This window comes from Vibrio sp. 10N.222.55.B11 (genome assembly GCF_041473705.1).
Lineage (GTDB): Bacteria > Pseudomonadota > Gammaproteobacteria > Enterobacterales > Vibrionaceae > Vibrio > Vibrio crassostreae_C.
On record NZ_JBFRST010000074.1, the window covers coordinates 46481 to 69759 of the forward strand.

Sequence of the window (23279 nt, forward strand, 5' to 3'; positions counted from 1 at the left end):
AAGCGTTACTCCCAATGAACCGACATTTTGTAATACGCAACACCCGATTTTTCAAATTCAGAGCCTTCTACAGCCATCCCAAACTTTTGATAAAAACCTAAAGCCGTTGTGCGCGCATCGCACCAAAAATATTGGATGTTTGATTCTTTGAGGTTAGAGATGGCATGATCAATCACGTTTGAACCGATTCCCTGCCCTTGGAATTCAGGCAGCGTGGCAAACTTTCTCAGCCTCGCTTCATTGCCTTGGATATAGATAGACGCGACACAAACCAACTGCTCACCAACAAACGCGCCGTAATGCGTTGCTTGTTCGTCATCTGGCACCATACAAAACGACATCGGTTTATCAGGCCAAAGCACTTGATGCCTAACCGGAAGTACCTCCGTCGCTGAAAGCTGTTTTATTTCCATATTATCTCCAATGTTCAGAAACCTACGTAAGTATGCAAGCTTGAAATGAAGCAAATCCTTTTCAACATTAATTTACTATTGAGTAGTCTTGGCATACATTTCACAAACGACTTCGACGTTTAGAAAATTACTTGTGCGCCAAAAAGGCTGGCGTTCAAAACCTCGAGTTGCATTTCTTTGTTTGTAGCCATCCGGATTGCGACCAAAATAAGATGTTAACCTTGCCGTCATATCATTTTCGAGCGAAATTCCGCTAATCGAAATATCGTAACCGCCCTGACATGGAGATACCCATACCCTCCCATTAGCCCCACTCAAACTAATATTCTTTGTTGTTATTTGTTGCTGATGTAGAACCAAAGAAACTGGCAAACGTTTATTTAAATCAGACACTATTCTATTCATTAGGGCATAAAGAACTTCAACTTGATTCATTCGGGACCTCTAGTAACGACTAAACATTGAAACAGAATTGGATGACGCTACCATTTGAAATTATCTATTGCACCGTAAACAAAGAACTCAAATTTGATTTTTCAATACTTAGAGCTAAGTTGTAGCTCACATCCTAACTTTAGATATCAGCTATCTGTATTCCATTAAATGATAACGCTCTAATCCCTCTCCTTTTGTGAATGAGATAACAAAACCTTGCGACTGGTAAAAGCCAATAGCATGTTCATTGGCAGTCAAACACTTCAAAGTCAGATCAGTGTAATGTTGTTTGCAGGTATTGAGTAAAGCAGAGCCTACTCCAGAACGTAGCGTTCGCGGGCACACATATAGGTGATGGATGAAACTCTCAGGTTCCCAAACAGAGGCAAAACCTAAAACCTTGTCGCCAGAAACAGCCACCCATATCTGCTCACCTTCTGTATCTAATTCGAAATCGGATAACTCAAAAGCGTCGGCATCAGCCCAATGAAAGGTGTCCTGTCTTGATTCTAGATAGAGCGCCTGTAAAGCGGTTAAATACTTGGGTTGATACCTTGTGACTTCCATGTCGCTCCTGCCTATCCGTATGACCAGAATTAAGGTTGTTGACTAAGCTTTTCTACCTGTTAGCCATAGGGTGTTCAGGGTTTAACTGAAGCAGATCCCACAAGTTACCGTAAAGATCTTCAAACACAGCAACGGTGCCGTAGCCTTGCTCTTTAGGCTCTCGGACAAAGTTAATGCCCAAAGACGTCATGCGTTCGTAATCACGCCAGAAATCATCGGTGTTTAAGAATAGGAATACGCGTCCACCAGCTTGGTTGCCGATGAAATCGTGTTGCTCTGGCTTAGAAGCTCTAGCAAGTAACAGGCTCACACCGGTTGAATTTGGTGGAGCAACAACAACCCAGCGTTTATCTTCTTCTGGTAGATACGTATCTTCGATGAGATCAAACTTAAGCTTGTTTACATAGAAATCAAGCGCTTCATCGTAGTCTTTTACCACGAGTGCAATGTGGACAATATTCTGTTTCATAACATACCTTGTTGGGGTTTTAGCTGCGTGGAATGATGCCATGAAGCAGGCAAAGACACTAGGTGTCTCATCATAAATCGTAGTATCTCGTCCGTCACAATCTAAAAGGTATACATCATTTATAATTGCCAGAATCCGAGTTCGACGCCACCTTGAATAACAATGGCGCACATGCCGTGACGTGGTAACTCCATTGGCGGCAACGCAACTTCGGCGCCTAATTTCTCGGCTGCATTTACTGCAGACTGAATATCCTCAACCAGCGTGTAATGACGAACAGTTGGTCCTTCAGTTTCACGAAGTGGTGCTCGAATGCCAATGACCCCACCATTAGATAGCTTTGCAGTGCGCGCCCCACCAAGGTTCACATCTGCACCACTGAACTTCACGTTGTAGAGCTGAGCGTATGTTGCACAAACAACATCGACTTCTGGGGTAACCACTTCAAGATATTGAACTTTCATCAAATTTCCTTTTCGAGTTCTTTAAGACTCTCAATCTGCATACAGCTGTGCAGGTGTTTCTCATCAATAATTAATCGGTTTAATATTACGAAGCGATTTGACCACTCATGATAAATTGCGGGCCTGCTGCGCCACCTAAATACTGTTCATTGGTATCTTCGAAGCCGCCTTTCTTATAACAGTTGAATGCGGCGGGATTTTTGCAATTCACGGTTAAATAAATCGACTCATACGCTGAGTAATTCGCTTTTAAATATGGAAACAAAGCTTTGACCGTGCCAGTTCCTAAACCTTTACCTTGCTGGTTTTTATCAAGCACAAAAGCTCTTAAGCCAATACTTCCTTCTGGGCAGAATTCATAGTGCTCTGCGTAAGCGATATCCAGCTTAAAGAAACCAACAACTTCGTTATTAGACTTAATCACGTGCAAGTGCGTGGTTTCACTGCCGTCTAATAAAAACTCTGCAGCTGTGCCAGCGAACTTGACCTGTTCATCGGCGAGTTGGATGGCCTGAACTAACGCCACATGTGATTCTTCAAGCCTTTCGATAGTTATCATTGTTGTTCCTTTTTATACAAACCACATAGTCCCTTATTGAGAGGCGGGAGAAGTTCTAACCTCGTAAGCCAATTAGGTTACCAAATGGGTCCTCTACTTGGCACATGATTAGCCCACCTTCTATGGCCATTGGACCACGATATAACGTTGCTCCAATTGACTGAAAATAAACAAGAGATTCTTCAACGCTGTCGACTGACCAATACAGTACTGTTCCTTTTTTACCTGCATTAACTTTACTGTCGGCTTGCACAACTTCAATAGAGAACCCGTTAAGATCCAAAACTGTAAAATCAGAATCTGGATGATAAATGGCAACGGCATGTGGAAATGCTTTCTGGTACCAGTTCAGCCCTTCTTCAATATTTGGGACATGGACAAGGATAGCGATTGGACTCAAATTTACCTCTTCTTCGTTGTTACCGATTATTCAGGATAAAACAAGTTAGTCTGAACCGACTAGAGCTCATCGCTAGTGTCTCGAGAACCGTAGTTTGGGAAGTTGATATTAAGAACGTTATCATCCTCAAGTGTGAATAGAACGCTTCCATTCTCTACACCGGTTTCGTTCCTATCTGAACAACCTAGAAACAGCTCCCAATCAAACGAATATTGAAGTCGGTATTGATTGGCATTGATGTGTAGAACGTCTTTGATTTTAATGCCGTTCACCACATGTGCCATATCATCGATGTATGACAGATCAGGGATTAACTTTTCTTCGAAATCACTCTTATGCTCGGTTAAGAAATTGACCAGTTCAGAACATAACTCGGAGCCATGAACCAATGGTTTAGACAGACTAGAAAACAACATTTCTAAATACTCCAAGGATTGTTTTGATATTGGGAAGATGCACGCGAATCTGTTACAAATTCAAGCTCAGCCAGCGCGAACCTTTAAGGCTAAACGTTACTATTATCCGAGCTATTAAACGAGTACATTCGAACTTCATCTCGAGGAAACCAGCCCAATTTTTCGTAAAACTGTTGAGCATTGATGTTGTCGTTATAGACAAACAAGTGGGTCTTCGGGATACCTAACCCTGCAAGGGCGTTGACCGCCTCTGCGACAAGCTTACAACCTAACTTTTGCCCTCTGAAGTTGGCCGAGACAGCTAAATGTTGTAAATACCCACGACGTCCATCCGTACCGACCAACACAGCGCCAATGATCTCGTTGTTGCTTTCAGCCACAAAACTTAGACCGGGGTTACGATCTAAATAGCTCGCAATGCTTTCTTTCGAATCGGCATCGCGAATACTCATGCCTTCTGTCTGGCACCACAACGCGATCACTGAGTCGTAGTCTGAAATTGCCATTTCCCGAATGTTTACCACTCTACTCTCCTTGTATATACGGGGTCTTTATTTGCTACTTTTTGACGAGCGACTTGGTGAGAAACGATAGCGATGAATCTACAGGGTAATTTTCTAACACCATCTGGCATTCATACCCTCGTTTCTCATAAAAAGGCTTCGCTTGGAAACTTAATGTATCGACCAATGACGACGTACAACCTTGAGACTGTGCATACTCTTCAATACGCTCAAGTAGATCACTGCCGACTTGCTTTCCTCTCATCGAATCGTCGACCCAGAGGAACTTAATCAGTAACCAGTTTCCCCAAAGGTCAGCGATAATGCCACCAACTTTGTTGCCTTCCTCCATCGCGTAGTACGCAACTTGAGACTTGGCTATCCCTTCCAGAAACGGTGTGTTGTGTTTGATTAACCCGCCTCGGACTTCATTAATGTCTTCATCGGAAGGCTCAATATCTAATTGGTATTCCATTGACTTCCTATCTCTGGATTAACGGCTTATGTAACATGTTCGGTGTACTTACTAGCAGATAGCTAGACCACTAAAGTGAGTTACTTATACAAGCTAAACTTCTTTGTAAACTCACGTAGAATTTCCGTGTCACCAAACAGGCATACACCTAGATACTCAAGATCTTCTTCTTTGGTTTCTTTGGTTCGTTGCTGCTGCTCAACAGAACCACCTTCGATCATTGAGCTCGTAAAATCGGTAAATTTAATACCACGGCTGAAGGCTTCTTCACGCACTTTTCGAAGCTTGTTTGAATTGTCGGCTTTCAAAACAATGAAAGGATAATGAGATAAATTAGGGTGGACATTGCCATCCAAGTCTTCATAGTCAACGTAGCAAGCCTCTTCACTTTCTAATAGGTTAGATAGGCCAACGCTCAAGTGCCCTAGCACGTTCAATGTTCTTCCTAAATCCATCTTTTTGCTTAAAATCGCTATGAATCGTTTTTGGCTTTCGTCTGGTAAATGGCTCACTACATATCCTCATTCATTCTTAATTACCGTATTTGTATAACGCATTACTGGGGCGTGAGCAATGCAACCTTAGTACTCAGTTAATACGTTTGGTCCATCAAATAATGCAGAACAGAGACCAGTATTTGGTATTCAACCACAAGGTCATGATTTAATGAATATCTTGGCAGAGCCTAAAGAGATAACCGTCAGGAGTTTGAACGATGAACTGCTTCTGAGTCACGATCGAACCCACACATTGATAAGGCTTCGACTCTAACGCTAAGTAAATAGAATCAGCGGCGCTTTCGTTAACTCTCTGATAAAGTGGTTCGATATCGATAACATCCCATTGAAAGTTAACGCCACGCCCTAAAGGTAACTCCAGATCACCTGAAAGCCATTTTCGACTTTTGCCCGCAATCCCTTCAAGCATCACATCAACACCATCAAGCGTTAGATAAGCAAACTCCTCATCTGGCCGCTCGTATTTCACTTCAAACCCTAACACATCGACAAAAAAGGATTTGCTCACATTAATATCGAAACAATAAAGCTCCGGAACTACTCGTAATGTCATGATTTACCTGTCTCATTATTTTATTACTGATTAGTCCTCTTCTTTTAATGCTAGAGGGCTATTGCGTTACTTTCTTTATTGGCTGACACACAAACAACACGTAAAACAATGTAAAACTAAGCACCATGGCACCAAAAGTGCTAAACCCAGCATAATTCATTGAAGTCGAAACCGTAAAAGGAGCAACAAAAAAGAGTGAGTAGTAATAAATAGTAAAAGGCTTCAATACTTGAGCGCATTGTCTACATGGCATGTGTTTGGAAGGATGCAACTTTGATTTATCTTTAATAGAAACCAACGCCCCACAATTTGGACACTTGAACATCGAACATCTCCTTAATACGACCAAACCTACCGTTTCAATACTGCAAGGCGCAGTGAGAGTACCTTGTTAGTTGACTTAGTACGCTGCGCCGTTGATCTTACGAACTGGGATGCTTGCAAGCACTTCATTTTCGACCATTCTCATGTTCACGGCCAAGATATCTGCGGAGCATTTCTCTGTCGTTACATAGTGCGTTAAACATCCACATGACTTGCAGCGATGAAATTCGACTTCTTTATCGCCCCAACAATAAAACTCAGTTTTCTCGCTCAAGTTGATTTGAACTTGCTCTGGAGAAAAATACGCCCAAGCGGCAGCATAACGACGACAGATAGAACAATTACACTCCCCGACTTCGTCTGGAAGCGAGCTCAGTTCTAAGCTCACATTTCCACAGTGACACTTTAATTCCATTTGATTGTTTCCTGTATTCACATAGCAACGGCCTAACAATTTGTATTACTGCACTAGCTTCCCAAGGATGACCGGATCGTTAAGCAAATTCGTCAGAGGAAGAAACAATGGCTCTGGTAACTCATCGAGCTTAAACCATTTCCATTGCTTACATTTATCAGGTTCTGTCACCTGCGGTTCGCCGCTAGCGTCAGAAGCAACAACAAACAGCGTAATATAGTGCTTGTTCTCTTTCTCAAAAATATCATTGGTAAAAGTCAGCTTCTCAAATGCACTAACAACTAAGCCAGTCTCTTCGAGTGTTTCGCGTTTGGCACACTCTTCGATACTTTCACCCCACTCAAGGTGTCCGCCCGGCGTTACCCACGTATGAGCCCCATGAGAACCAATTCGTTCTCCAAGTAGTACTCGTCCTTCACGTAGAATAACCGCAGCTACACCTACTCTTACTTCCTGACCCACTTAAAACTCCTTAAGAAAGAAATCCAACCTTCAACGATAAGTACCATGTATAACGAATCAATCTCGATTAATTCACTGTTCTACTTCGACCAATATCTTTATGACTCTAGTATCTTGTTACCACGTACGATCTGATAAATAGCGATATTTTTCTCAGTCAAAAGCCTCACGAGATCTGGTACACATTGGATAGGCATCGCAAGTTCATATCCAAACTCCAAATGTGAAATAGACGTTGACGGTGACTGACCAACAAACGACTCAAGTATGCTGAGAGCCGTTCCTTCCCACTCTCCAACTTCAAAATAAACGTTATACATGTCTTCGCTATAATCTCTTGGCGTACCAGCTTTCATCTCTTGTACCCTGTTTTGTGTTCCATCTATGATGTTCGCTTTAAGTTAAGATACGCGTTATTCCGTCTTACATTATTGTTCACGTTTATGTGTACGTTACCCAGCTCGAGCACCATTAGGCATTTCGGTTTCAGGACAAGCTAAACACGGATTTAATTTGTCTTCATAACCAATATCAAACAACATACCCTGAGACATTTCACCCGCCATCTTTCTTTCAGGTAGATTCACGACAAACAAGGCTTGCTTACCTTCGATTTCTTTGGGGTTTTCACGCTCTTGTTTGATGCCAGCCAAGATTGATCGCTGATGATCGCCAAAGTCGACGGTGAGTTTCATCAGCTTATCTGATTTTGCGACTTCAGAAACCTCAGTGATTAAACCCACACGAATGTCGATTTTCGCGAAATCATCAAACGTAATTTCATCTTTAATTGGAGCGTATTTCATAAACCAGACCTCGTTGTTTCCAAATCACATAACGTACAACTAAGTCACTAACAATGCTGAGACTAGATTCAAATTTACCACTGACGCCAAACTGAATTAAATACCCAATGTTAAGAGCGATCCCACAAAGCTTTATAGATCAATTCCAAGGAAGCACTTTTACTTGCTGCCATCGAGCCTTATAGCCAGTGGTCATTTTGTTGTAATTTTCTTCTGTCATTGCTCGCTTATTCGGTTTAATCAGCATATCAAACGCATCCTCTACACCGTATGGTGAAAACAACTTGATGCCGCCTGAATCATTCAAAGTAAACCCGATAGCAAATGCAGAGAGCCAAGACTCGATACCTTGTTCAACACGATCGTATGGTTGAATGAAGCAACCGAACTTCTTAGCGTAATGCTCATGAATGGTCGCTTGGTTCTTTACGTCCACGTCGACACAATGACTTAACCGCGAACGAATGCGGTTTTTGAACTCATCTTCGGTGATAGCTGAGGTACTATTGAAATAGACAACATCGAAGTCTTTGACTTGGTCTAGAAGCGGTTTGTTTTCGATATCATTCCAGATGATTTGAGTGATAGCTCCGCCTGCAATATAGAAGTTTGGCAAGCCCACCTCACGACATACTTTGGCTGTATCGATTAGCTCAGGAACTTGTTGAATGAGGTTCTTTAGTTTTTGTTTATTCATCGTGACCTAACTAACATCCATCTAAGGTTTGACCAACGCTACACATGAATACGCCGACCTGTCGGCATTGCTTCCAGACGCTTGCCTAATACTTCTTTCAACAACTCATAAGCTTTCTTGCCTGTGCAGTGCCCTGTATACAGTTTATCAATGGGGTATTGAGACAACGTCAATCCAAGATCTCTAATGTCTTGCTTTGTGCCACCAATACTATTGAACAATGGTAAGCCCACTAGATGGAAGCCCCCGACAACCGCTTTTATTCTCTCTCCTGGGAACAGAGTAACCGCTGTATCAACCATATTAAGAACGCCACTATGCGCACATCCCGTGAATATAACTAAACCATCTGGCTCTTTAATCACTAACAGTAATTCATGATCAAATGAGTCGCGCTCCCGTCGATTTTCCGACTGTGTATAAAGGTATTTATTACCCTTAGGTTGTTCGTGTTTCACGCTAATATCTGTGATAGCAAAGACATTTGGGGCGATCTCAGTAGTACGATTAACGAAGACTAACCGCTCGTTGCTGTTTTCTAGTAAGTCCGGATTGATCCCGACATCACTTTTGAAACCGAAAGCCCGGAAATGATAGCTTTTCTGTTCGCAATTTTTCAGAAACACTTTGGCTTTAGAGTTATGAGCAACAAAATCAGCGGTGCCATTACAATGATCATGATGCCTGTGTGATATGACAGCGAGGTCTACATCTTTAATATCAATACCCAGTAATGGTGCGTTTTGACAAAACGTATCGCCACTTCCCATATCGAACAAGATCTTTAGCGATTCAGTTTCAATATGCAGTGATAGTCCGCGCTCAACGGCTAAATCTTTCCTGTTATCCAGTCGAGAGTTATCAACCAGCGTCGTTATTTTCATAGTTCCCTTTTGATTCATTTACGAATCGCACATTGCCCAACGAAAATAAGGTCTTTGACCATCCATTCGCTCAACCTCTGCACCCAACCTTTTGTAGAAATCATGCGCTTTCTTATTATGTGGACTTGCCGTCCATGAGATGTGAGAGGCATATGATGACTCCGCTTGTGACTTTAAAGCCAACATAAGTTCACGGCCATACCCTTGTGATCTTTGATTTCCTGTAACCAATAGGTCGTCAAGCCAGATTGATGGCTCTCCACTGAAGGATGAATATCGATAGTGATACAGTGCGAAGCCAAAAGGCTCACAATTCCGTTCTAATATTAATGCATGGGCAAATGCGTAATCACCAAATAATGTGCGTTCGATTTTCTCTATAGTTGTCGAGATTTCACCACTAAACCCTTTCATACTCCGGTCAAAGTCAGCTTTTTGTTCAATAAACTCTAACAAGACACTTGAGTCTTCTTTCGTCGCAGTCCGTACGATCACTCTCTTCTCCATGGATGAATTTATTCGTTGTCGCCTAACGCCTGTTAATTGATGACAAATGCCACGCATTACAAATCAACTTGCTGCACCAATTAAGTTTTTTGTTTCGCAGACGTTATTGCTTGGGCTATTTTAGCCCTATGACTCGTTTCCCACTCAGCGAGTGTTAATGAAGCTTCGTCACTTGCTTTCTTTGAAGCCATTAGAAACACTTCATCTTTTCTTGATTTAGGAATAACGACAATACCCTCTACATCAGCAACAATGATATCTCCCGTATACACCTTTGCTCCCCCGCAAGTGATTGGAGCACCCAATTCAGAATAGACCTCTTTCTTTCCCGGTACTGGATGAACACCTTTCGCAAAAACTGGAAACTTCATATCTGAAATTTCAGTCAAATCTCGAATGACACCATCAATAATAAAGCCTTTGATACCTCGACTCTTCGCGACTGCGCATACATTACCGCCGGCTACAGCATATTCGCTATCAACGCCATCTACTACAATGATCGAACCTTCTGGTGCTTCGTATATGGCTGAATGAAGCATTAAATTATCACCAGACGTTAACTGGACAGTAAACGCTTCTCCACAAATTCGCGGCATTCCCTGCCAAAGAGGACCAATACTAAAGTCAATAAAGTGATCGTTACTTAGTATATTTCCGTACTCGGTTGTCGCTAATTTAGAAAAATCTGTCTTCATATTTACTCTCCACTTTCAAAGTGGGCAAATACTTCTGCGCCAGTCATATTGTGCGTTTCATTTTTAAATTCGTAGTAATCGGGCTTTTCATCGATGAATATCTGATGAGTTAACTTGTAGTCATCCCCAGACATCAATAAACCGACAGGAAGGTGGTACTGATTATTTGGCACCAAAAAGTAAAACAAGTGAGTACCACAATTACCGCAGAAACCTCTCTCTGCCCAATCTGATGATCTATATCTCACTACATTTGATTCACCTGATATTTTGACGGAATCAGAGCAATCAATGACTAACATCGGACCGCCAGACCAATTTCTACACATACTACAATGACAGGCCCCCAATTCATTACTGGCGTACTCTACTTCCAACTCAACCAAGCCACATAGGCACTTTCCTTTACCTTTCATGAGTCCTCCAATCTTTGCAGTGTTTGTAAATGAATAGCGGATAACGCTTTTTATACCGATGACTTAATAAGAAAGGCTATTTTTAGTTCCCCTTTCCCGACAGATACGCAGCATACTTTTTAGAGATCCATTTATGAATATGAAGCCCTGTTTTACGAACAAGATACCAATCTATCGCAACTAGAATCACCAAACCGATTACAGTTCCCATTACAAAACCTCCATGCTCATTGAAATGTCACTCTAGCAAATGGGTAAGAAAAGCACCGTGAACCTAAACTAGATATGGATAGTTACTTTAACTCAGGAAGAATGACGAGGCATAACGCTTAGCTACGCTGAAAGTGGATGTGTGCCATGCCTGAGCGAAGCGAGTTCGGCACGCGTTTACGATTCAGATTTAGGCACCTTGTTATATGTTTTACTTACTAATATGCCAAGCCATTACGCCACTAGCAATAAGTAAAAATATTCCTATCAATCCGACATTAACTGCAAAACTTACTTTATTAGTTTCGTCTTGAAAGTCATTGGTTCGGGACACAAGTTCACGATGAATCATTAACGACAAAAAGTCTTGATTAGCTAGATTGTTACCATCAAATGTAATGCCTGCCAATACAACAAGTAAAACCCCGCTATATGCAATGTAGTCAACCAAGTCTATTGTGGATAGGTAATCAAAAAAATTGCGAGAAATTAGCAGAGCTACCGAGATCACAACAAGATAAGATAAAATCCCTTTGAGAAAACCCTTCATTGAAAGTTCCTGTACATATAACAGCTATCAGACAGAAAAATTCTGCACTTAACTCCAGAATAATTTTGTCTAGTTTCTAAGATAGATAAGTAATATACAACTAAGCCATTGCATAGCAATGACTTATGTCACAGCTAATTTCAGGCGTGTGAAAAACCGCCTACTTTAGTTCATCTGGAATGCGGCGATCTTTGTGGTAATACTCTCGGTCGCTCTCGTTGATTTCGCGTATCACTTTGCATGGTTTGCCAACTGCGACGACATTGGCCGGGATGTCTTTGGTGACGATGCTGCCTGCGCCTATTACTGAGTTTTCACCAATGGTGACACCGGGAAGTACGACTGTGTGCGCGCCAAGCCATACGTTGTTACCAATACGAACGGGAACATTGAACTGCGCTGCTTTTAGCCTGAGTTCTGGGCTGATGGGATGTGTGCCAGTGGCAATGGTCACGTTAGGCGCTATCATCACGTTGTCGCCGATGAATACGTCTGTGTCGTCGACCAGAGTCAGATTAAAGTTCACGTATACGTTGTTGCCTAGGTGGGTGTGACGCCCCCAGTTCGCATGTAATGGTGGTTCAATGTAGCAGCCCTCACCGACTTCGGCGAACAACTGCTTCATGATTTGTTGTCGTTTATCACCTTCGCTCGGGCGAGTATGGTTGAAATCGTATAGCACTTCTAAGCATTGAGTTTGCTCAGCAACCAAATCAACGTCGTCACAGTAGTAAACGTCTTGGCTGTGCATTTTAGCCTTTATATCCATGTTTGAACCTATTTGATCATTGCCTTATGTCGGCATAAATAAAGAAACAGATGGATAATTTGAAGTTTTCACTGGCCTTAATGCAAGTTGGATGAATTAACGCGGCCTGATGTTTTCAGCCACACGCCACAGCACACCACTTGCGTCGGTGATACAAAACTCAAGCATTCCCCAAGGTTGCTCAACAACCTCGGAAACGGTAACTTCAAATTCCGACACTACATTAGAGTTTTGGATGTGTTGATACCAACTTTTTACGTCTTCAACCAGCAAGTGCATCATGTAATTGTGACAGTGCGCAGGTTCATAAAAGTTTTGCAAAAGGAAGGCGCAACTGCCGTGTCGTAGATAGGCGATATCGTGAAATTCAGACATCAACTCGAAGCCGATTGACTGGTAAAAACGCTTGGATAAATCGAAGTCTTTCGCGGGTACGAAAGACTTAATTTCTGAGACTTTTAGGTTTTCCATCCTATATCCTTATAGTATTGATGTTCTGGTGCTGACACGCTTAACGCTTTAAGTGGTTACGGCGTTTATTCAGAGCTCTTATTCAGAGTCTTGCTGAAATGAGTCAACTTCGGCTTTAGTTAGATAACGCCACTGGCCGGCTTCAACATCTAAACGAACATCACCAATCTGTTCACGGTGAAGGCCAACAACTCGGTTTCCTACCGCAGCAAACATTCGTTTTACTTGATGAAACTTACCTTCTGTAATGGTCAACAGCACTTCTTTACTGGTAATCACTTCGAGTTCTGCCGGACGCGTCAGATTTTGTTCGCCCTGCAATTTAACGCCCGCTTTGAACTTGTCAGCGACATCATCTTTGATATCTCGTGACAATGTCACGCGATACACCTTCTTACATGACTTGGTTGGCAGAGTGATGTTGAATGACCATCGCCCATCATCGGTAATCAAGACTAAGCCTGTGGTGTCTGCATCTAAGCGTCCTGCGATGTGCAGTTCTGATGCTTTGTCTATCTCGATGTAGTTGAACAGTGAAGGATAAACTTCATCGATATTAGAGCAGATAGTATCCGCAGGCTTGTGCATTAGGAGGTATCGAAATTCTCGCAACTTAAGCGGAGTGCCATTTAACAAGACGGTGTTGCTTTCATGAACCTGAGTCGATTCATCGGTGACCGTCTCACTGTTTACGTTCACCTCGCCATTATGGATGCGTTCAATTGCTTCAGGCTTGGTTAGTTCAGTGCTTTTACATAGGTATTTATCAAGGCGCATTAATCGTCAGCACCACATTTTGCGCATGGCTTATAAGTACGTTCGCCTTGAGCAATCACCACATAGTCTCGAACGCAGTTATCACATAGCGCCAATTTTGGGTAAGCGTCTTTCTGTTTCTTTGCGTTGATGTCGCCTTCGGTGGTGTATACGGTTCTCATTTTTATGCCTTGTTTTAATAACTTGCTAGGCGCAAATTGTATCACTGTTTACAGCCTTGTTTGGAGTGGTGGTGCATAGATAAATTGATTTTAAGCACCGCCATTCCAAGATCCCTCCCCGTAACGGCTTAACCATGAACAACAAAGTCAACGTGCCACGGCTATCAGTGGTAAAATGATAAAAGCTCACCAACTTATGAAGTCGATAATGAAAGATTGTAATCAATGCGGAAAATGCTGTATCAAATACGGAGATGGCGACCTTGCCGCGACTCAAGAAGAGATCGATTTGTGGGAGCTGTTCAACCCAGACATCTTTGAATATGTTCGAGGAAGCGAGATATGGTTTGACCCTGAATCTGGCGAACGTTTAACTCGCTGCCCTTTTCTGGAGCTGGTTCCGACGAAAGACACCAAGGCTCAAGCCAAGTACACATGTAGCATTTACTTAGACCGACCAGAAGATTGCCGACACTACCCAAGCCTAATTAATGAGATGGTACGAGATGAGTGTGAAATGATTGAGGTGGTGGATTTACAAGACACGAAGAAAGCTCAAAGGAAACTCGACCTGTTGATGAAAGACAGCCGCCCTTCAAGCTATTCGTAAGCGATGATCTTTTGAAGATCAATCTTCAGCATTAGCTAATAGCCGCTAAAACCTTAAGCCAAGTACTGGTTCGCTTCTAACCAATCAAGCGCAACCAGTGCTGCCAATGAACATACCGCTCTGTCGTTGATATCCACATACTTAAGCTCTTCGATTTCAGCATCTGGAGACAGTTCGCCTGTATAATCAGCAAGATAACAAGTCAATTGCACTGATACGCCTTCCGCTTTGCCATCAGCTTGGCCTGTAAACGTCTCGACGTATTTGATGGAATCAGGCACTAAATCGACTGAGATCTCTTCTTTGATTTCGCGAACCAGTGCTTGCTCATCACTTTCGCCAGCTTCACGCTTACCACCCGGTAGATAGAACAGTTCTTTGCCTTTTGATCTCACCATCAACAACTTGCCGTCTTTGATGAATATCCAAGCCAGCTTATCAATTACCTTATGCATGTCGTTAGACCTTATTTCTGTTTTAGTTCTCGTTATTACTGAATCTGGCCGCGCTATTCTATTAGTCACGACCAAACAAAGCCTGGGTATGTTACACGCTGGAAGGAATATACTCTATTGAATCGAATAGGAAATATCATCGCCAAAACGAAAAATGACAGCGTTCGAGACAATTCTCGTCAACTGTCATCGGCGTTGTTTACGGATTGCTTTCTAGTTGTTCGTAGATAGAATCAATCGACTAGCCACTTAAGCGCAGAGTCATGGTCTTCGAATGACTTAATCTCACCGGACACAAACCAACTGCCGACTTTTGATGCCATTTCTTGCCAGCTTTTATCACCATAAATCGCGATTTTGTCTATCTTCGAATTGAGCTCTAATCCCAATTTGAAATCATCCCAAGCTGCACGTAACTCCCATCCTGTTAAGGTTGAGATATCGACCAGCATCTTGAGTTTAGATGAATCGAGTTCTTCTAGCGTGGTATTTAGAATTGGCATCATTGCCTGATAGTCATCGTGTGTGAGTTTGCCTTTCGCTTTGAACACAACGATGGTTTCACCGCTAACACGTTCAATTCCAACCGATATTCCGTGACGTTCGACACTCATAACCTAGCCCTCATAGTGGAAACTAGAGTTAGCTTAGAGGATTAAACAGCAAAGAGATGAGAGGTTTACGTCAAAACGGACAAGCGCTTTATCTGAACTTAATATCAGAGAGTTAATCGCGCTACTCCAACAGTTCGCTTAGGGATTGAACTTGTACGATACCTGGATGCTGTGACTTAAGCTCAGCACTTTCCGTGTTCAACCACACCGCTTGCAAACCCGCTTCAAGTGCTGGGTAAATGTCTTTCTCTAGAGTGTCGCCTACCATGGTGATCTCTTGTGGTGAAACACCGAGCTTAGAAATAATGGCAGGATAGAACCCCGACTCGAACTTAGAAAAGCCAATGCTCGCCTTACAAAAGTAACCCAAGATATATTGAGACAGGCCAACACGCTCAAAGGCTCGAATGATGTCGTCTTTACTGGAATCACCAGCATTGGTAGCAACATAAACTAGATGAGTTTTCGACAACTCCCCCAGTAATGCACGAGCACCACTCACTTCTTGTACGGTTTCCCAGTCACACATCTTCCCTTGTGCGTCTGGCAAATCGACCATCAGCGTATTGCCCCAGTCGAATAAGACTATTTCTGTTAATTCGATTAGCTTTGTCATCTTGCCTCCTGCATACGATGAATTATCTAATGTTTAAGCGAGCCTATAAAAACTTCTCGGACGGTTAGGCTCATTATGGACAACCTTGTTACTGTTTATGGAGCACGATCTTCTAAACACAAAATACCCTTTATTGATAAACCACTTTGAAACGCTCCAACATAAGTAACATGTCTTCACTTGGTGAGATCTTGAGCTCTTCACATTCACGAGAGAAGAAGTTCCAGTGAGCTTCTTTCCACCATTCGAGTGTTTTGTCACCCTCGCCTTCGGCAGCAGCAAACTCCGCCGTCACTTCGTTATATTTGCACTGTGAGACTGAAGTGATCTCTACAATGCAAACTGGCTTGCCATCCCAGTCAGTGACGACTTGCAAGTGACCAACTACTGGTCTCGTCTCGCCTTCATGGCTGTACCAATATTCAAGGCTGCAAGACGCTTGTTTTTCACCCTTGAGAATTAACTGGGCGCAGAGGTTGGCGTTGTATTCATCAGCACAGTAATAGTCGGCACTAAAAGAGGTGTATTGCGAAGCAACGTCTGCTGGTAATGTGTTGAGGTAGCTATCAAGATAAGCTTTGCTTCTTTCTTCCATGATCTTTCCAAATTCAATATCAGGTTGAGCCGATAAACACTTATAGATTAAGCATCTGGCTGCATTGGGAGTAACCTATCAAGTCAGGTTATAGCTGTAAACCGAGTGAATATCAAAATGCGGGCTGAGAAAGAAGAATATAGGTAGGATTTCGAGGCCAGTACAAGGAGATCCAAAAAGTGAAAGAAGAGCCAAAAGCACCTTTAGTCGGTGCTTTTGGCTCTTAGTATCTCGTTACTAATAGCTTGTAACTGACGGGGTATTAACGGTTCAAGAAGTCGACCGCTTTGTCTGGGAAGTCGGTAAACACACCATCAACTTTGACTTGGTTGTAGAAGACATCCAACATGCCATCAAAGTTATCAGCATAAGCTGGGATTCTTCCTGGGTCAGCACGGAACGTGTACGGGTGAACATCTAAGCCCGCGTCTTTTGCTGACTTCATTAACGGTTTAATAATGATGTTATCTTTGGTCGATGCATCGTCCACCAACATTGGCTTCCAAGGGCCTATTCCTTCCGCATAAGACGCCACTTTATCCATGCCACCAGCTTCAAACATCCAGTCATAACTGTACGGCGTTGCTTTGTCACCTTGGTACGTCATGGTTTCATTCCAATCTGTATAAGCCATCAACTGAACGAGCTTAAGATCCATTTCCATCGCTGGCATGAGCTCATCGTTAATGCGTTGAAGTTCATTGGCGTCAAAACACTGCAAATACACTTTGTCGTCTTTTGATAGGTAACCATATTGATGCAAGGTTGCAAGTACCGCTTTGGAGATGTCTTTGCCTTCGTGACGATGGAACCAAGGTGCTTTAATTTCAGGATAGATGCCCACGTCATAACCTAAGGTCTTATTTAGGCCTTGGATCAGCTCGATTTCTTCTGCAAAGGTAGCGACACGGAAATCAGACTGCCACATTGGGAAGCGCGTTGGGTACCCTGCCACTCTGTTGCCTTGTTCATCTAACTTAAAGCCTTCGGTCACCTTTAATGATTTGATCTCAGCGAGCGTAAAATCAATCGCGTAGTAACGGCCATCTGAACGAGCACGTGTTGGAAAGCGATCCGCGACATCGGTGACGCGGTCTAGATAATGATCATGCAAAACCACCAATTGGTCGTCTTTGGTCATCACGACATCTTGTTCGATGTAGTCGGGTTTCATTGCATAAGCGAGCGCTTTAGCGGGTAATGTGTGTTCAGGTAAATAACCAGAAGCACCGCGATGCGCAATCACTAAAGGATCTGCTAATGCATTTGCAGATAAGCTTAGTGCTAATAAGGTCAGAGACAGTGACGTTGTTTTCATTATTGTTTCCCTTGATAAAACAGAAGCAGGATATACCTGCCTCTGTTGTTATTTATAGATGTGATTCAGTAAATACACTACTGAGCTAACGCTTCTTTCTCTCGTTCGAGATCTTTTTGTTTATGGTGCGCACGCTCACCTAAGAAGGCGTAAAGCAGACAGATGATTGAAGCCACACAAGCGCCGACCAAAATAATGAAGCCGCCATCCCAGCCGTAATGGTCAACCATAAAGCCGAGTATTGCGTTCGCAGCAACTGCGCCACCTAAGTAACCAAACAAACCCGTTAGACCAGCCGCTGTACCCGCTGCTTTCTTAGGCGCAAGTTCCAGTGCATACAAACCGATCAGCATTACAGGACCATAGATAAGGAAACCAATCGCAACCAGTGCCAGCATATCAACCGTTGGGTTACCTGCTGGATTCAGCCAATATACCAACACAGCGACTGTCACTAGAACCATGAACAAGATACCTGCAGGTGCACGTCGGCCTTTGAATAACTTATCTGAAATCCAACCACACAATAAGGTGCCAGGGATACCTGCCCACTCATACAAGAAGTAAGCCCAAGATGATTTATCTACAGAGAAGTCTTTTGCTTCTTTTAAGTAAACTGGAGCCCAATCGAGTACGCCATAGCGGATAAGGTAAACAAACGCATTGGCAATAGCGATTGACCACAACAGCTTGTTAGAGAAAACGTACTTAAAGAAGATCTCTTTCGCCGTCATTTCTTTCTCATGAGACGTATCGTAGTCGTCTGGGTAATCGTCTTTGTGTTCTTCAATCGGTGGTAGACCACAAGATTGAGGCGTGTCTCTTACCGTAAACCAAACGAAGATAGCAACGAGAGTGGCAAAAAATGCAGGAACATAAAAAGCGGTTCGCCAATCATCGTTAAAAGCCCACAGTCCCAATAAGAACATCGGGCCAATCAAGCCGCCGCCCACGTTGTGAGCAACGTTCCATACCGACACTATCTCGCCACGTTCTTTACGCGACCACCAGTGAACCATGGTTCGCCCACAAGCTGGCCAGCCCATGCCCTGAAACCAACCATTCAAGAACAGCAGGATAAACATCGCAGTGATGCTGCCTGTCGCCCATGGCATGAATCCGAAGCAGAACATGACCAATGCCGACATTAACAAGCCGCCACTGAGGAAGTATCGAGGATTAGAACGGTCAGAAACACTGCCCATTAAGAACTTAGATAAGCCGTAAGCGATAGATACCGCCGCTAATGCAACCCCTAGTTCTCCACGGCTAAAACCTTGTTCAATGAGATAAGGCATCGCCAAACTAAAGTTTTTACGGACTAAGTAGTACCCCGCATAGCCAACGAAGATGCCAAGAAACAGCTGCCATCGTAGTCGTGTGTAGGTGCTATCGATCTTATCTGATGACAAGCGATCGATATGCGCCATAGGTTTGAATATTCCAAACATAGGAACCTCATAATTATTGGGCGAAGGAAGAATTTAAACGCTCGAACGAAAAAATTTAGCGCTCATTCGAAATCAAGGGAATTGTATGTGCTTCAGGATTAATTTCTGTGATAGAGGTAGTTATTAACAAAAAATAACTTTAAATACAGCATATTAGTTTCATTTAATTAGAATGCGCTTCATATTTTTGTTTGTATCTGTTTAATTAAACATCAGAACTTTCGAGTACGAATAAATCCAAAAAGAGCGAGCGAACATAAATCAACCAACAACAACTTTGTTATTACTGCGAATGCATAGTGAATAACAACAATTTTGGTTGAATCTGTGGAGTTATGAAGGTGGTTTGGGCTATTGGTTAAAGAAGTTCGCTAAAATCAATGCAAACAAAAAGGGTCTAGATTTCTCTAGACCCTTTTAGGTAATAACGCTTGGTGGCTTGATGTTGGCTAATTAAGCAAACATTAGCTAATTACTCGAAGTATTAGCTAGCCACACGACATGATTATGCGTCGATGTAAAAAGCTTCTACAGTGCCTTTTAGAGTAATAAGCATTGGCTGACCAAAACGATCTAGCGCTTTTGGAGAAGGGATCTTAACCCAACCTTCGCTGATGCAGTATTCTTCAACATCAGTACGCTCTTTACCATTTAGACGAATGCCGATTGGGTATTCGAAACACTCAGCAACGTGGTGTGGGCTGCGTGGGTTGCCTGCAAGATGATCTGGTAAAGCTGGTCTTGAATTAGTATCGCTCATGTTCATTACCTGTATGTACGTAAATAAAAAAAGTGCGTCATTCTAGTCAATATAGGCTTTGTGCTCAACAACTGCTGCAATAAATCGTCTTGATCGTTTTAATCAACAGCTAGTTGTTTGATTTAAAGGCGATATCGGCATGAGTTTCAACGAAAATTTAACAGGTTTATGCATTATGGATGAAAGGGAGAAATTCATTACTCGAACGGCAGATAAACTAATATCAGGCTTTTATTCCGAGCTTATCGATTAAGCTCAATACTCATCACTTTATGGTTCGGTTCTGATTCGATATTTACGATTGACCAACCTAGCCCTTGGTAGAGACCCATGATATTGGTGTACGCGTAGAGTTGAGTTTGCACTGCAGAAGAAACCTGTCTGACACCACGATTAATCAGTTCACTGGCAATGCCTTGACCGCGCCATTGAGGGTCGACAAACACAGCGTTGATCCACACTACATCACGAACTTGGTGAGGTTCTTGAAAATAGGAATACGCCAAGCCACCAATGACCACATTCTCGCGAAGTACTGTTATTACTGGAGGGAGTTGTACGTTTTCTTTATATGTATCTTTAAACTTGAAATCAGACCATTCACTTTGAAATAAGCCCTCTAACTCATGCCAATAAGGTGAGTTTTCATCGCAATTTCTAAAGATTACTTTCTGCATTTTTCCGTCCTTTTAAAGAGAGTAATTCGGCTATCCTAGCCTTGTTTAATCTAAGTGTAGGTAAAGCTACTCTTCTTCGTCGTAATCGTCTGCTGGGTCTTGATTAATTTCTTCGCCGCATCCTAGGCATTCACCTTGCAGATCTTAGGCATCACAATAATCAAACCACAATGAGGGCAAAGATCGCCTTGTTGAAACATCCTGTATTCCTTCTACTTAATGGCTATTGCTTAGGATACTTCTGCTTACTCGCTTCCAACCAGTCGTGAATCACTTGGCGAGCGGATTCCGACGGAGGTGCATTTCGTTTTCCGCAGATTTGGTCTATTTCAAAAGGAAATGCTTTGCTCGGGACGCGGCGTAAACCTATGGTTAAACGCTGAGGCTTGAGCATGCGGAACACCACATAACGATCGCTCATGATTCGGTTGTGATACACGCCAATACAGTGCTTCTGCTCGATGCCTTCGTGTTCAAGGTCGTAATAATCCGTGAGCGGATGAATGTTGTCATTGCCAAGTAAAGGAACGGGATAAGGGATGTCTTTATCCATTGGGCAGTTACCCTCCAAGCGTCGTAATTGGCGTTGCTCCGTCCAGCGGTCATGCAGTTGCTCAAACATCGCAAAAGAGTTCTGACTGGTAATCGCGCGCAGTGGATCATCCATCTCCAAATCTTGCCCTAGCAATATCGCATCTTGGAACATCGCCATCTTCGACGGTGCGTTAAGTCTGCCCTCTTCCACCATTGCAATCCCTAGCCTGCTACCAGTTAGAAATGGATGAACTTGGTCCAAACGCAGGGCTGTGTATCCAACTTTTGAGTAATGCTTAAACTTAAGAACTCGTCTTTGCAGTGGCTCGAGAATGCGAACAATGTGGTCGAGTTCATCACCAACATTGTAATGAAGCTCTAGCTTGTCGATGAATTTGAGTGTCGCCTTGCTGCCGTCTAAGCCCAACTTGGTAAGGATCTTCTTCTGCCCTAAGCGACTTAGTGCCAGTGCTTTCTTGTTGTCGACACTGTATTTCATGCAGATCAAAGCCAAAATAACAGGCCTTAATTCAAGCAATTGCGCGGCTTCATAAGTATTCGCAGCAAGCCACAACATCTGGTATTGGTATTCTGGAAAGTCGTCGGTGATTTCACGATAACGCGCAGGTAATGAATTTAGCCAACGACCATTCACGTCAAACTGTTCAACAAGGTTGAGGCTCAGCCCAATGCCTCCATCAAGCGGTCGTCTACCATCTTCAAACACATGAAAGCCGACGAGCTTTTGAGACCAGTCTCGGATCTCAATATCGTAGTCGAAACCTAATGTTCGAGTGGGAATGGTTAGTAGTGCTGTCATTGATGCCTCTTCGTTATTGGCGCATTGAACTATCAAGCCTATCTAACAGCATAAGCTAGCGCTTCAACCACTATATCAACCTTTTGTAAATTTCTTACCAATCAAAGCGATATAAATACGATAGTGCTTAGAAGAACATTGAATGATGATTTTACGGAATATGAGATCTCTTCGATATCATTTGCGTCAACAGAAACTATGCTTGTTACATAACTCACAACAAGAGGCTTTAATTATGGATTACCGACATATTCTGGTCGCACTTGAACTGTCTGACGACACCAAGATTCTCATTGATAGAGCGACCTTCTTCGCTGATAAACTGGAGGCTGGCATTTCATTTGTTTATATCGATGGTACGCATGGAGAAATTTATCCAGAGCTCGTTGATATTCAGGGAAATGACGGTGATTTACCCATCAATGAAGATGCCGTTAAGCATTTGAAAGAGTTTGAAGCCTACGCCAAGCACCCAATCAAGCACATTTTCGTGGGAACGGGTGATTTGAACGATAAGCTCAAAAATGCCATCGAAGCCAACGGCGTTGACCTATTGCTATGCGGCCATCACCATGATTTTTGGCATAAGCTCATCTCCCATTCTAAACAGATCATCGATACTTCCCCTATCGATATTCTCGTTGTTCCAATGGAATAGAAGCTCCAGTTCGACACTCAAAAATAACCGGCATTGCCAACCTCTATCGGTATTATTGGTTGGCTTGATATCCTCTTCAACACACTCATCCTGATCGAAATCTCCTATTTCCCACTTAGAGTAGTCATTTGTGATCTTGTCAGCCTATCAACTCGTAAGCGTCTAATAATTAACAAATCACGTCATTTCGATTTGAACCAACGTACTGAAATGTACGACCCAGACCATGCCTTCATCAATCAATGGTCAGAC

The 23279-nt window shown here is 42.8% G+C and carries 38 protein-coding genes; 2 read left to right on the forward strand and 36 right to left on the reverse strand.

The genetic code is table 11. The annotated features are described in order from the left end of the window. Positions 1–5: 5 nt before the first annotated feature. The 27 genes from AB4503_RS22940 to AB4503_RS23070 all read right to left on the reverse strand — a co-directional run bounded on the left by AB4503_RS22940 (position 6) and on the right by AB4503_RS23070 (position 13919). The gene (locus AB4503_RS22940) at positions 6–413 is read right to left on the reverse strand and encodes a GNAT family N-acetyltransferase (protein ID WP_102333302.1); all 408 of its coding nucleotides are present in this window, start codon (positions 411–413) and stop codon (positions 6–8) included. A 75-nt stretch (positions 414–488) separates the two neighbouring features. Continuing rightward, positions 489–848, reverse strand: a complete 360-nt coding sequence (locus tag AB4503_RS22945) for a histidine kinase (RefSeq protein WP_102333301.1) — start codon at positions 846–848, stop codon at positions 489–491. Between the two features lie 150 nt (positions 849–998). Then, complete coding sequence (locus tag AB4503_RS22950; RefSeq protein WP_102333300.1) at positions 999–1415, reverse strand: GNAT family N-acetyltransferase; 417 nt, start codon at positions 1413–1415, stop codon at positions 999–1001. Positions 1416–1467: 52 nt separating this feature from the next. After that, complete coding sequence (locus AB4503_RS22955; RefSeq protein WP_009846821.1) at positions 1468–1884, reverse strand: VOC family protein; 417 nt, start codon at positions 1882–1884, stop codon at positions 1468–1470. Between the two features lie 119 nt (positions 1885–2003). Continuing rightward, entirely contained in the window at positions 2004–2348 is a 345-nt protein-coding gene (locus tag AB4503_RS22960; protein WP_102447886.1) for a VOC family protein, read from the reverse strand. A gap of 85 nt (positions 2349–2433) precedes the next feature. Further along, entirely contained in the window at positions 2434–2907 is a 474-nt protein-coding gene (locus AB4503_RS22965) for a GNAT family N-acetyltransferase (protein WP_372115770.1), read from the reverse strand. A gap of 55 nt (positions 2908–2962) precedes the next feature. Then, positions 2963–3307 (reverse strand): glyoxalase/bleomycin resistance/dioxygenase family protein, encoded by a 345-nt coding sequence (locus AB4503_RS22970; protein WP_017063934.1) that lies wholly within the window; start codon positions 3305–3307, stop codon positions 2963–2965. A gap of 59 nt (positions 3308–3366) precedes the next feature. Further along, the gene (locus AB4503_RS22975) at positions 3367–3723 is read right to left on the reverse strand and encodes a hypothetical protein (RefSeq protein WP_171733317.1); all 357 of its coding nucleotides are present in this window, start codon (positions 3721–3723) and stop codon (positions 3367–3369) included. A gap of 89 nt (positions 3724–3812) precedes the next feature. Further along, complete coding sequence (locus AB4503_RS22980) at positions 3813–4247, reverse strand: GNAT family N-acetyltransferase (RefSeq protein WP_017078753.1); 435 nt, start codon at positions 4245–4247, stop codon at positions 3813–3815. Positions 4248–4281: 34 nt separating this feature from the next. Next, complete coding sequence (locus AB4503_RS22985; protein ID WP_171733316.1) at positions 4282–4701, reverse strand: GNAT family N-acetyltransferase; 420 nt, start codon at positions 4699–4701, stop codon at positions 4282–4284. 80 nt (positions 4702–4781) lie between these two features. After that, entirely contained in the window at positions 4782–5213 is a 432-nt protein-coding gene (locus AB4503_RS22990; protein WP_102481596.1) for a DUF2000 domain-containing protein, read from the reverse strand. Between the two features lie 151 nt (positions 5214–5364). After that, positions 5365–5772 carry a bleomycin resistance protein gene (locus tag AB4503_RS22995; RefSeq protein WP_372115771.1) on the reverse strand — a complete coding sequence of 136 codons (408 nt, stop codon included), beginning with the start codon at positions 5770–5772 and terminating at the stop codon, positions 5365–5367. Positions 5773–6172: 400 nt separating this feature from the next. After that, complete coding sequence (locus AB4503_RS23000) at positions 6173–6511, reverse strand: GFA family protein (RefSeq protein ID WP_102561981.1); 339 nt, start codon at positions 6509–6511, stop codon at positions 6173–6175. 45 nt (positions 6512–6556) lie between these two features. Next, on the reverse strand, positions 6557–6973 hold the full coding sequence (locus AB4503_RS23005; protein ID WP_372115772.1) for an NUDIX hydrolase: 417 nt from the start codon (positions 6971–6973) through the stop codon (positions 6557–6559). A 98-nt stretch (positions 6974–7071) separates the two neighbouring features. Continuing rightward, positions 7072–7329: a hypothetical protein gene (locus AB4503_RS23010; RefSeq protein WP_004733879.1), complete on the reverse strand. Its 258-nt coding sequence runs from the start codon at positions 7327–7329 to the stop codon at positions 7072–7074. Between the two features lie 96 nt (positions 7330–7425). After that, the gene (locus tag AB4503_RS23015) at positions 7426–7779 is read right to left on the reverse strand and encodes a tRNA-binding protein (RefSeq protein ID WP_017068329.1); all 354 of its coding nucleotides are present in this window, start codon (positions 7777–7779) and stop codon (positions 7426–7428) included. A 139-nt stretch (positions 7780–7918) separates the two neighbouring features. Beyond that, positions 7919–8476 carry a nucleotidyltransferase family protein gene (locus AB4503_RS23020; RefSeq protein WP_017068328.1) on the reverse strand — a complete coding sequence of 186 codons (558 nt, stop codon included), beginning with the start codon at positions 8474–8476 and terminating at the stop codon, positions 7919–7921. A gap of 38 nt (positions 8477–8514) precedes the next feature. Continuing rightward, complete coding sequence (locus tag AB4503_RS23025; RefSeq protein ID WP_029235170.1) at positions 8515–9360, reverse strand: MBL fold metallo-hydrolase; 846 nt, start codon at positions 9358–9360, stop codon at positions 8515–8517. Between the two features lie 18 nt (positions 9361–9378). Next, positions 9379–9867: a GNAT family N-acetyltransferase gene (locus AB4503_RS23030; RefSeq protein ID WP_029406105.1), complete on the reverse strand. Its 489-nt coding sequence runs from the start codon at positions 9865–9867 to the stop codon at positions 9379–9381. An 80-nt stretch (positions 9868–9947) separates the two neighbouring features. Further along, positions 9948–10565, reverse strand: a complete 618-nt coding sequence (locus AB4503_RS23035; RefSeq protein ID WP_372115773.1) for an RraA family protein — start codon at positions 10563–10565, stop codon at positions 9948–9950. Positions 10566–10567: 2 nt separating this feature from the next. Next, positions 10568–10981, reverse strand: coding sequence for a GFA family protein (locus tag AB4503_RS23040; protein ID WP_372115774.1), 414 nt, complete (start codon positions 10979–10981; stop codon positions 10568–10570). An 82-nt stretch (positions 10982–11063) separates the two neighbouring features. After that, positions 11064–11192 carry a hypothetical protein gene (locus AB4503_RS23045; protein WP_371721947.1) on the reverse strand — a complete coding sequence of 43 codons (129 nt, stop codon included), beginning with the start codon at positions 11190–11192 and terminating at the stop codon, positions 11064–11066. Positions 11193–11402: 210 nt separating this feature from the next. Beyond that, entirely contained in the window at positions 11403–11741 is a 339-nt protein-coding gene (locus AB4503_RS23050) for a hypothetical protein (protein ID WP_108111852.1), read from the reverse strand. A gap of 160 nt (positions 11742–11901) precedes the next feature. After that, entirely contained in the window at positions 11902–12510 is a 609-nt protein-coding gene (locus tag AB4503_RS23055) for a sugar O-acetyltransferase (protein WP_372115775.1), read from the reverse strand. Positions 12511–12606: 96 nt separating this feature from the next. Continuing rightward, complete coding sequence (locus AB4503_RS23060) at positions 12607–12981, reverse strand: VOC family protein (RefSeq protein ID WP_372115776.1); 375 nt, start codon at positions 12979–12981, stop codon at positions 12607–12609. Positions 12982–13059: 78 nt separating this feature from the next. Continuing rightward, positions 13060–13758, reverse strand: coding sequence for a pseudouridine synthase (locus AB4503_RS23065; protein ID WP_372115777.1), 699 nt, complete (start codon positions 13756–13758; stop codon positions 13060–13062). Next, positions 13758–13919: a hypothetical protein gene (locus AB4503_RS23070; protein ID WP_012604036.1), complete on the reverse strand. Its 162-nt coding sequence runs from the start codon at positions 13917–13919 to the stop codon at positions 13758–13760. The genes AB4503_RS23065 and AB4503_RS23070 overlap by 1 nt, the downstream gene beginning before the upstream one ends. 208 nt (positions 13920–14127) lie before the next feature. On the opposite strand from AB4503_RS23070, the gene AB4503_RS23075 reads away from it, so the two are divergent. Then, complete coding sequence (locus tag AB4503_RS23075; RefSeq protein ID WP_017065706.1) at positions 14128–14529, forward strand: YkgJ family cysteine cluster protein; 402 nt, start codon at positions 14128–14130, stop codon at positions 14527–14529. A 53-nt stretch (positions 14530–14582) separates the two neighbouring features. Here the strand turns inward: AB4503_RS23075 and AB4503_RS23080 are convergent, their stop codons facing one another. From AB4503_RS23080 to AB4503_RS23120, 9 genes are all read right to left on the reverse strand, one after another. After that, on the reverse strand, positions 14583–14984 hold the full coding sequence (locus AB4503_RS23080; RefSeq protein ID WP_017070706.1) for an NUDIX domain-containing protein: 402 nt from the start codon (positions 14982–14984) through the stop codon (positions 14583–14585). A 233-nt stretch (positions 14985–15217) separates the two neighbouring features. Then, the gene (locus tag AB4503_RS23085; RefSeq protein WP_102428721.1) at positions 15218–15598 is read right to left on the reverse strand and encodes an STAS/SEC14 domain-containing protein; all 381 of its coding nucleotides are present in this window, start codon (positions 15596–15598) and stop codon (positions 15218–15220) included. Between the two features lie 121 nt (positions 15599–15719). Beyond that, a complete protein-coding gene (locus AB4503_RS23090; protein WP_372115778.1) occupies positions 15720–16214 on the reverse strand; it encodes an HAD family hydrolase in 495 nt (164 codons plus the stop codon). 130 nt (positions 16215–16344) lie between these two features. Further along, positions 16345–16809, reverse strand: coding sequence for an ASCH domain-containing protein (locus tag AB4503_RS23095; RefSeq protein WP_017059207.1), 465 nt, complete (start codon positions 16807–16809; stop codon positions 16345–16347). 262 nt (positions 16810–17071) lie between these two features. Next, the gene (gene glpQ, locus AB4503_RS23100; protein WP_372110654.1) at positions 17072–18127 is read right to left on the reverse strand and encodes a glycerophosphodiester phosphodiesterase; all 1056 of its coding nucleotides are present in this window, start codon (positions 18125–18127) and stop codon (positions 17072–17074) included. A 77-nt stretch (positions 18128–18204) separates the two neighbouring features. After that, a complete protein-coding gene (gene glpT, locus AB4503_RS23105) occupies positions 18205–19578 on the reverse strand; it encodes a glycerol-3-phosphate transporter (protein ID WP_052878355.1) in 1374 nt (457 codons plus the stop codon). A gap of 505 nt (positions 19579–20083) precedes the next feature. Further along, complete coding sequence (locus AB4503_RS23110) at positions 20084–20338, reverse strand: DUF3297 family protein (protein ID WP_017059204.1); 255 nt, start codon at positions 20336–20338, stop codon at positions 20084–20086. A gap of 242 nt (positions 20339–20580) precedes the next feature. Continuing rightward, entirely contained in the window at positions 20581–21015 is a 435-nt protein-coding gene (locus tag AB4503_RS23115) for a GNAT family N-acetyltransferase (RefSeq protein ID WP_372115779.1), read from the reverse strand. A gap of 223 nt (positions 21016–21238) precedes the next feature. Next, positions 21239–22369: a PcfJ domain-containing protein gene (locus AB4503_RS23120; RefSeq protein ID WP_017059201.1), complete on the reverse strand. Its 1131-nt coding sequence runs from the start codon at positions 22367–22369 to the stop codon at positions 21239–21241. Positions 22370–22604: 235 nt separating this feature from the next. On the opposite strand from AB4503_RS23120, the gene AB4503_RS23125 reads away from it, so the two are divergent. Beyond that, positions 22605–23027, forward strand: a complete 423-nt coding sequence (locus AB4503_RS23125; RefSeq protein WP_017063967.1) for a universal stress protein — start codon at positions 22605–22607, stop codon at positions 23025–23027. The last annotated feature ends 252 nt before the right edge of the window (positions 23028–23279 follow it).